The organism is Nocardia takedensis NBRC 100417, from assembly GCF_000308695.1.
In the GTDB taxonomy this organism is placed as follows: Bacteria; Actinomycetota; Actinomycetes; order Mycobacteriales; family Mycobacteriaceae; genus Nocardia; species Nocardia takedensis.
The window spans coordinates 25,457-33,079 of the sequence record NZ_BAGG01000251.1 but is presented as its reverse complement, the minus strand read 5'-3'; the positions used below and the strand labels follow the sequence as shown (position 1 = coordinate 33,079).

General features: G+C 69.2%; 11 protein-coding genes and 1 pseudogene. 5 read left to right on the top strand and 7 right to left on the bottom strand.

Going from position 1 to position 7,623, the window contains the following annotated elements; translation table 11 throughout:
* On the top strand, nucleotides 1–692 hold a 692-nt coding region (locus ON30_RS30575), incomplete at its 5' end, for a ferredoxin (protein ID WP_040713114.1).
* A gap of 170 nt (nucleotides 693–862) precedes the next feature.
* Nucleotides 863–1,288, top strand: a complete 426-nt coding sequence (locus tag ON30_RS41875) for a hypothetical protein (RefSeq protein ID WP_040713112.1) — start codon at nucleotides 863–865, stop codon at nucleotides 1,286–1,288.
* An 8-nt stretch (nucleotides 1,289–1,296) separates the two neighbouring features.
* Here the strand turns inward: ON30_RS41875 and ON30_RS30565 are convergent, their stop codons facing one another.
* Both ON30_RS30565 and ON30_RS30560 read right to left on the bottom strand, forming a co-directional pair.
* Nucleotides 1,297–1,488: a hypothetical protein gene (locus tag ON30_RS30565; RefSeq protein ID WP_040713109.1), complete on the bottom strand. Its 192-nt coding sequence runs from the start codon at nucleotides 1,486–1,488 to the stop codon at nucleotides 1,297–1,299.
* 74 nt (nucleotides 1,489–1,562) lie between these two features.
* Nucleotides 1,563–1,784, bottom strand: a complete 222-nt coding sequence (locus tag ON30_RS30560; RefSeq protein WP_157183962.1) for a hypothetical protein — start codon at nucleotides 1,782–1,784, stop codon at nucleotides 1,563–1,565.
* A gap of 212 nt (nucleotides 1,785–1,996) precedes the next feature.
* Here ON30_RS30560 and ON30_RS30555 point away from each other — a divergent pair, with 212 nt between their 5' ends.
* Complete coding sequence (locus ON30_RS30555) at nucleotides 1,997–2,209, top strand: hypervirulence associated TUDOR domain-containing protein (RefSeq protein WP_040713105.1); 213 nt, start codon at nucleotides 1,997–1,999, stop codon at nucleotides 2,207–2,209.
* Between the two features lie 9 nt (nucleotides 2,210–2,218).
* Here the strand turns inward: ON30_RS30555 and ON30_RS30550 are convergent, their stop codons facing one another.
* Entirely contained in the window at nucleotides 2,219–3,037 is an 819-nt protein-coding gene (locus ON30_RS30550) for a class II glutamine amidotransferase (RefSeq protein WP_040713100.1), read from the bottom strand.
* A 61-nt stretch (nucleotides 3,038–3,098) separates the two neighbouring features.
* On the opposite strand from ON30_RS30550, the gene ON30_RS30545 reads away from it, so the two are divergent.
* A complete protein-coding gene (locus ON30_RS30545) occupies nucleotides 3,099–3,899 on the top strand; it encodes a class I SAM-dependent methyltransferase (protein WP_040713098.1) in 801 nt (266 codons plus the stop codon).
* 31 nt (nucleotides 3,900–3,930) lie between these two features.
* On the opposite strand, the gene ON30_RS30540 is transcribed toward ON30_RS30545, so the two are convergent.
* From ON30_RS30540 to ON30_RS30535, 3 genes are all read right to left on the bottom strand, one after another.
* Nucleotides 3,931–4,749: an alpha/beta hydrolase gene (locus tag ON30_RS30540; RefSeq protein ID WP_040713095.1), complete on the bottom strand. Its 819-nt coding sequence runs from the start codon at nucleotides 4,747–4,749 to the stop codon at nucleotides 3,931–3,933.
* A 399-nt stretch (nucleotides 4,750–5,148) separates the two neighbouring features.
* Nucleotides 5,149–5,316, bottom strand: coding sequence for a DUF4236 domain-containing protein (locus tag ON30_RS38165; RefSeq protein WP_083911812.1), 168 nt, complete (start codon nucleotides 5,314–5,316; stop codon nucleotides 5,149–5,151).
* 39 nt (nucleotides 5,317–5,355) lie between these two features.
* On the bottom strand, nucleotides 5,356–6,120 hold the full coding sequence (locus ON30_RS30535) for a class I SAM-dependent methyltransferase (RefSeq protein WP_245554298.1): 765 nt from the start codon (nucleotides 6,118–6,120) through the stop codon (nucleotides 5,356–5,358).
* Nucleotides 6,121–6,260: 140 nt separating this feature from the next.
* Here ON30_RS30535 and ON30_RS30530 point away from each other — a divergent pair, with 140 nt between their 5' ends.
* Nucleotides 6,261–7,136: an alpha/beta fold hydrolase gene (locus ON30_RS30530; RefSeq protein ID WP_040713093.1), complete on the top strand. Its 876-nt coding sequence runs from the start codon at nucleotides 6,261–6,263 to the stop codon at nucleotides 7,134–7,136.
* A 27-nt stretch (nucleotides 7,137–7,163) separates the two neighbouring features.
* Here the strand turns inward: ON30_RS30530 and ON30_RS38160 are convergent.
* Nucleotides 7,164–7,385 (bottom strand): annotated as a pseudogene (locus ON30_RS38160) (formate/nitrite transporter family protein); the annotation flags it as partial.
* Between the last annotated feature and the right edge of the window lie 238 nt (nucleotides 7,386–7,623).

The window sequence follows — 7,623 nt, the reverse complement described above, 5'->3', positions numbered from 1 at the left end:
CACAAGCACTGCTCGACGACCCCGACATCGAACCCTCCCTCAAACTCAAATACACCCTCGCCCAGGAATACGCCGCAGGGCCACGCAACCCGAACAACAAACGCATCGTCTTCCGCTACCTGGCCTCACCCACCCGAATCCACGGCGAGCAACGAGTCCAATCGTTGGAATTCGTCCACAACGAACTCATCGACGACAACGGACACCTCACCGCCCAACCCACCGGCCACACCGAAACCCTCGACACCGGCCTGGTCCTACGCTCGATCGGCTACAAAGGCACCCCCGTCCCCGACCTGCCCTTCGACGATGCCCGCGGCGTGGTCCCCAACCACCACGGACGCGTCACCGACACCGACGGCACACCCATCCCCGGCGTCTACGTCTCCGGCTGGATCAAACGCGGCCCACGCGGCGTCATCGGCTCCAACCGCGTCGACTCCGAGGAGACCGTCGAGCAGTTGCTCGCCGACTTCACCGCGGGCGCACTGCCCACCCCCGCCGCCGACCGCGAGGCCCTGACCGCCCTGGTCCGATCCCGCCGCCCCGAAGTGGTCGACCGCGCCGGATGGCGAACCATCGACCGATTGGAACGCGAAGCCGGTGCGGCCGCCGGTCGCCCGCGCGTCAAACTCACCACGAGACAACAACTCCTGGACGCGGTCATCGACTCCGCGGCCGCCACCACCTGACGCCGACCGGACGACGGCGGCACTCCGACGGTCACCGGGCCTGCGGGACTCACACCGGGCGGGGAGGCCACCCGAATGCGTTGCCGCGCCGCGACTGTGCGTCGCGGCACCGGAACGCACCGGCGCGGCGACCTATAGTGGGAACTCCGCGACCAGGAGGAGATCACCCGATGCGCACGCAGTCCCGCCTCGCCGTAGCCGCCGCGACCGCGCTGACCACCGCCGCTCTCGCCACGGCCACCGCCGGAGCCGAGGTCACCTCGGTCTCGGTCGCCGCCGGCCCGGAAGGGCTCGTGACCGGTTGCGCCTACACCGTCACCGCCGTCATCACCGACGCGACCGTCCCCCCGAACTCGGTCTTCTTCATGGTCGCAGGCGGCGTGATCCCCGGCAACGGCGAACGCCTCCCCGGCACCCCGATTCACCACCCGGACAGCAACACCGTCACCCTCTCCTGGACCCCCACCCGCCAGGGCGCCCAGAACCTCGTCGCCGTCCGTTCCGTCCCCGGCGAATACACCTCCACCCAATACATCCCGGTAGAGGTCCGAGGCGCGGGCCTCAACACCGGAAGCTCCTGCCTCCCCCTCCCCTGACCCAACATTCAGCCTTCGAGGTTGCAGACTTTCCAGCGGCCTTCTTCACTGCGCAGGTCGAAGACCTCGTATTCGGAGGCGCCGTGGATCACGGAGTGGGCTCGGGCGGTGGCGATGTCGTCGTCTGTATCGGTGCGGTCGACGGACTGCACGACCGGTTGACGGACGGTGATGTCGGTTTCGGTGATGGCGCGGAGCAAGCGCCGACCACCCCGCCTGCCCGGTGAGCACAGCGCGTGTCGCGCCCGCTCAGCGCGGCATTTTCACCCGGCCTTCAGCACCAGCCCGGCCCCACGGGCCCGTCGTCGGGCATTCCGCTGCTCAGCGCGATCCAGCGGCCGAAGGGCAGGCATCGGATGAGGTAGGGCAGCGCCTCCGAGGAACCGGAGGAAGCGGCCTCGTCGACGGCGGTGTGAGCCGGGGGCCGAGCGTGGCCGACGGCCGGCAGGACGGAGACGGTCGCCGCGGCGAGGGCGACGGTGAGTGCGGTGCGCAAGATCGTGATTCCTCTCGAAGGGTTCATACGACAGCCATATTCGCTGTGCGCGTGGGCACCGCCCATCCCCGAGTTCCGTTGACACCGCTAGTGCGGGCCCACACACGGGCGAAAAGTTGCGAAACACAATCACTTCACTCGATACGAGCAAATCCTCGGTTTCCCGGCGAGTCCGCTGGGTAGAGCGCTCAGGAAGCCGAAAGGAGACCGTCTTGAGCAAACAATTCCGCAAAGGCGACAAAGTCGAATGGGACAGCCACCGCGGCACCGCCGAGGGCGAGGTCGAGGAGAAGATCACCTCCGATACCGAGGCCGCGGGCCGCACGGTCCGCGCTTCGAAGGACGAGCCCCAGTACCGGGTGCGCAGCGAGAAGAGCGGACGCGACGCCGTCCACAAGCCTTCCGCCTTGCGCCGCACCGACTGAGCGCGGTAGTCAGGGGGCGATCGGCTGGAACGGGCGCAGTTCCTCGTGGCCGAGTCGGACCATGCCCGCTGTGGATTCCTGGACTTCGTTCCACGCGCCCGGCAGGTCGCGCAGCGGTTCGGAGGTCACGAAGCGGGCGTCGGCGCCGAGGGTGCGCAACGCTCGGACTTCCGGATGCAGCGCGCGGACCTTGTTCACGTCGTTGGAGTAGAACAGCGTCCGCGAGCGGCCCTCGGTGGAATACCGGAAGAACCACAGGGATTCGCCGTCGGTGGTGGCCACCGTCATCTGCACCGGGTCGGGGATTTCGTGCGCGCGGCCGACCTGTTCGATGAGCCCGACCGCGCGCGCGACCGCCGGGAACGGGTCGTCGAGCAAGCCGAAGGTCAGGGCGAGGTAGAACATGGCCTCGGAATCGGTGGACCCTTCGATCTCGGCGAACAGCGCCGGGTCGACGGCGGTCAGCAGATCGCGCTTGTAGTGCTGGAACCCGCTGAGCGACCCGTTGTGCATCCACAGCCAGTTCTCGTGCCGGAAGGGGTGACAGTTGCTGCGCTGCACCGGCGTTCCGGAGGACGCGCGCACGTGGGCGAAGAACATGGAGGTGCGCACCTGGGCGGCGATCTCCCGCAGGTTGCTGTCGTTCCACGCCGGTTCGATGTCCTTGAACACCGCGGGCCGCGGCCCTTCGCCGTACCAGCCGATGCCGAAGCCGTCGCCGTTGGTGGTCTCCGCGCCCATCCGCGAGTGCAGACTCTGATCGATCAGCGAGTGCACCGGCCGGAACAGCAGGTCCTCGGCCAGCAGGGGCTCTCCAGAATAGGCCATCCACCTGCACATACCTCGATTGAAGCAGATCGGACCGGCTCCAGGCCGTATCGTCGGTCGCGTGTCCGACGCTGATCGTTTCACCCGTGCCTTCGAGACCGTCGGCGAGGATTTCGACCGTCTCGGCGTCCACCTGTGGTTCCCGATCGGGTCCGCCGCGGTCGAGGCCGTCGCCCCCGCACCCGGCGACCGGGTGCTGGACGCCTGCTGCGGCACGGGCGCGTCGGCGTTGCCCGCCGCGCGCCGGGTCGGCGACACCGGCGCGCTGGACGCGGTCGATGTGTCCGGCCCGCTGATCGAGGTGTTGCGCGCCAAATCCGGCGATCTGGCGAACCTGCGCGCCCACGTCGCCGACGTGACCACGTGGCCGGGCGCGGACTACGACATCGTCCAAGCGGTCCTGGGCATCTTCTTCTTCCCGGACATGACCGCGGGTACGGAGTATCTGATCAACCGCCTCCGGCCCGGCGGCCGGGCGGGATTCACCATCTGGCGGCGCGGGGCGATGGTGCGAGCGGGTGAACACCTGCACGACGCGCTGGCGAAGGTCACCGGCGTCCCGGCTCAGCCGCGACCGTCGCGACTCATCGATGACCTCAACGAACCCGAACCGTTCCGCGCGTGGTTGACCGAGCGCGGACTGCGCGATGTCACCGTCACCGAGAATCCGCTGCGGGTGCCGATGACCCCCGACCTGGCGTGGCTGGTGGTCACCGGTTCCGGCTATCGCGGTGTGCTCGCCGACCTGGACGCCGGCCAAGTCGAAGCCGTGCGGGCGGCCTACCTGGAAGCGCTGGCCCGCGACGGACTGGACGAACTCGACGCGACGACACTTGTCGGCGTCGGCGTCCGTCCCGCGTGATCCGCCGCGGCCCAGTGCTTTCCGACGGAATCTAGCCGGCTTGCCCGGCGTGCCGCAGTGCCCAGTCCAGGGCGTAGTCGGCGATCTCCTCCCAGCCGTCCTGGCTGACGAGTCGATGGGTGCGGCCGGGGTATTCGACCCGCTCGACCACCGAGGGGCCCTTCGAATACTTGGCCAGCATCGCCTTCTGGATGGCGGGCGGCGCGACATGGTCGATCTCGCCCGAGATCAACAGCAGCGGAGCGCGATCGGGCTTGAGGAAATCGACCGCGGAGATGCCGGCCTTTCCACGCGGCAACGACAGCACGCCCTCGAAGAACACCCGGTTCACCGAGTTCACCGCGCTGGCTTCCCATTCACGGTCGGAATCGGCACGGCTGAGATCGTTGCCGAAGGTGTAGTGGAAGTGCCCCTTGGACAGCGGGCTCGCGCCGTTGATCCGCAACGGATTCGACAGCACCGGTAGACCCGTGCGCAGTGTCGAGAACGGCAGGGTGAGGATTCCGGCGGGCTGCGCGGGGGCGACGGCCACGCCCGCGATGCCGAGGCCACGGTCCAGCAACATCTGGGTGATGAGGCCGCCGAAGGAGTGACCCATGATGATCGGCCGCTCGGGCAGGGCACGGATGACCTCGTCGTAGGAGTCGACGACCTCGACCAGCCCCACGCCCTCGAGCGGCTTGGGATCGGCGCGGACCTCGGCGGGGGTGCGGTTGTCGATGCCGGGCCAACCGGGCGTGATGACCTCGTGGCCGAGATCGCGGAAGCGACCGGCCCAGGTGTCCCAACTCGACGGCGTCATCCACAGGCCGTGGACCAGGACGATGGGCGGTTTGGTCGATGCGCTCATGGCGGATTCCGTTCGCGAGGGCCGAGTATTACGAGGACGGGACAGCATCCGGAACGAGGTCCCGGTCACGACCGACGATCGACGCGATCACGCGAACCTCGCAATCCAACAGCAAAGAAAGGGACAGCGCGACGAAATATAACACCCGTCTCATTACTTCGCGTGCTGAGAAAGCCCTGTTCCACGCACTGGGACGGCTCTCGGCCGCACCACTGGAAACCCTGCTCGGCCACTCACCTCGCCGCGTTCGGCGACACTCGCCCCGCACAGGTTCTACGGAAGTCGAGTCCACTCGGTCGCCGACGCGCAAACACCGACACGTGGCGATCCGCGGAGAGTCCCCGACTTATCGGAAACCCTCCGCGGACCCGCTCGACGGACCGGGGCGGCGCGCGGAACTCAGCGTTGCCGCCAACTCAGCGGACCGGGCAGGTCGACGCTGTTCTTCTTGCTGCGGGAGTTCCACGACCACGGGCCGATCTTGATGCTCCACGAGGACAGACCCGATTGGGTGAAATTGAGCTTCAGCGGCCCGAAGGACTTGCGCTGACGGTATCTGATGGGCATGACAGCCTCCCTGACTCTCTCCCAGGATATCCGAACTGGTTATCGCTCAGGACTTTCCCCGGTCCGCGCGCTCGAAACCCCCGCCGCGCGGGCGGATTCCCACACGTAATGCGAGACGACCGCGGGCTGGCCGGTGTAGCCGGGCCCCGCCGTGTCGTCCGCACCGAGGTAGGCGGCCCGGAAACGCGGCGCGCGCGGCCCTCGACCGGAGATACGGTGGGCGCGGCGGTCGTAGTCGAGTCCGGCCGCGCGCAGGTCCGCCAGCACGCGCCGGGCCGCCGAGGTCCCGTCGGCGTGGCGCACGGCGTGCGGATCGAACTGCGCGAGCAGGGTTCCGGTGGGCGCGGTCCAGTCCGCCATCGCCGCGACCAACGCCAGTTTGTCGCCGATGTAGTGCAGACCGTGCACGCAGGTGACCAGGTCGGCGGGCCGGTCGGGCGTCCACCGTTCGGCGTTGGCGGTGAGCAGTCGCAGACGGGGTGTGCGCGGGGGTGAACGGAAATGGCCGACCAGATCGATCCCGATCAGCGTGACCGGCGCGTCGGGCAGTTCGTGGGCGAAGCGCCGCTCGGCCTCGAGCAACGCGCGGCCGGACCCGCAGCACACATCGATCCAGGTGACCGGCGCGTCCGGACGCGCGCGCAGCGCCTCGGTCAGCACCTCGTAGGGATCGCGTCCGAGATCGCGCGCGTAGCTGTTCACTCCCGACAGTCCGCGGTCGCGGTTCATCGCGTTGTTGGCGACCACCGAGGAGCGCTCCAACGCCTCGACGTCGAGCAGGCGAAGTGTGGAATCCGCTGGCACCGAACCATTATGGCCGGTCACGGCGCTCGGGGCCGCGTTCTTGTCACCGGGCCGTCGCATACTGGGCGCGGCGGGCGATGAATTCGCGGCCGTCGCGTCGTCTCCAGTGCACATCCCTTGACCGGAGGAGAGTCCACCCGATGACCGTCACCCTCAGCACCAGCGCCGTCGACATCGCGGGCGCGACCATCACCTACGACCTGCGCCCCGCCGGTACGCCCAGCGCCCGTCCGCCGCTGTTCCTGCTCGGTTCCCCGATGGAGGCGGCCGCGTTCGCGACGTTGGCCGGCCACTTCCCCGATCGGATGGTGCTCACCTACGATCCGCGCGGCACCGGTCGCAGCCCGCAGCGCGACCCGCTCGCCGCCTGTTCGCCCACGTTGCACGCCGCCGATCTGGACGCGGTGCTGACCGCCGCCGACATCGGCGCGGTCGACGTCTTCGCCACCAGTGGCGGCGCGGTGAACGCGCTGGCCTGGATCGCCCGGCACCGCCCGGCCGTGCGGACCTTGGTCGCCCACGAACCGCCCGCCACCCAGTTCCTGCCCGACCGCGACGTCCTGGAAGCGGCCGTCACCGAGATCGCCGACACCTACCGCGACGCCGGCCAGGGCCCGGCGATGGCGAAGTTCATCGCCCTGGTCTCCCAGGAGGGTCCGCTGCCCGCCGCCTACCTCGCGACGCCCGGTCCCGATCCGGCCGCCTTCGGTCTGCCCACCGAGGACGACGGGTCGCGGACGCACCCGCTGCTGGGCCTGAACATGCGGACCTGCACCTCCCACCCGCACGACCTGGACGCGCTGCGCGCGGCGTCGACCCGCGTCGTGCTTGTCTCGGGCGCGGCGTCGGGTCACCAGTTCGCGGCCCGCGCGAGCGAGGCCCTGGCCGCGGCGGGCGGCTTCGCCCACGAGGTCGTGCCGGGCGATCACACCGGGTTCGTCGGCGGCGCACCCGGGCAGCAGGACGACTCCGACGCCTTCGCCGCCGCCCTGCGCCGCATCCTCGACGAGCGGTGAGCCGCGGACCGGTCGCGCGCGGCTCACTCAGTCGCGCACGATCTCGGTCTCGCCGACGGTGTTGCGCCCCGGCGCGGTCTTGTGGTGGGTCAGGTAGATCATCGCGCCGGTGAAGAACAGCCCGCCGACGAGATTGCCGCGCACCGTGGGCAGTTCGTTCCCCAGCAGGTAGTCGCCCCAGGTGAAGTCCACGCCGAGCAGGATGCCGAGGGGGAACAGGAACATGTTCACCACCGAGTGCTCGAATCCTCCGCTCCGGCCACCGCGGCGCGGTGACCACCAAGCACGGCGATGATGCCCCCCATCGCCCACGGAACCATAGCGCGAACCGGGACCGACCACCATGCCCCCGATGATCCCGCCCCGACGCGAATGTGCTACTTGCGCAGCGATATTGAGCGATCACTCAGCTTCGGCAGACCCGGGCTCGCTTCGACCACGACGCAGCGCGTACGCGGTGCTCGGGGCCGAGGGATGTCACCCCGCG

What these genes read in the sequence shown, in the direction of transcription:
- ON30_RS41875 (WP_040713112.1), top strand. Translation starts at nt 863, where the DNA reads ATGCGCACGCAGTCCCGCCTCGCCGTAGCCGCCGCGACCGCGCTGACC.
- ON30_RS30550 (WP_040713100.1), bottom strand. Translation starts at nt 3,037, where the DNA reads ATGGCCTATTCTGGAGAGCCCCTGCTGGCCGAGGACCTGCTGTTCCGG.
- ON30_RS30540 (WP_040713095.1), bottom strand. Translation starts at nt 4,749, where the DNA reads ATGAGCGCATCGACCAAACCGCCCATCGTCCTGGTCCACGGCCTGTGG.
- ON30_RS38165 (WP_083911812.1), bottom strand. Translation starts at nt 5,316, where the DNA reads ATGCCCATCAGATACCGTCAGCGCAAGTCCTTCGGGCCGCTGAAGCTC.
- ON30_RS30530 (WP_040713093.1), top strand. Translation starts at nt 6,261, where the DNA reads ATGACCGTCACCCTCAGCACCAGCGCCGTCGACATCGCGGGCGCGACC.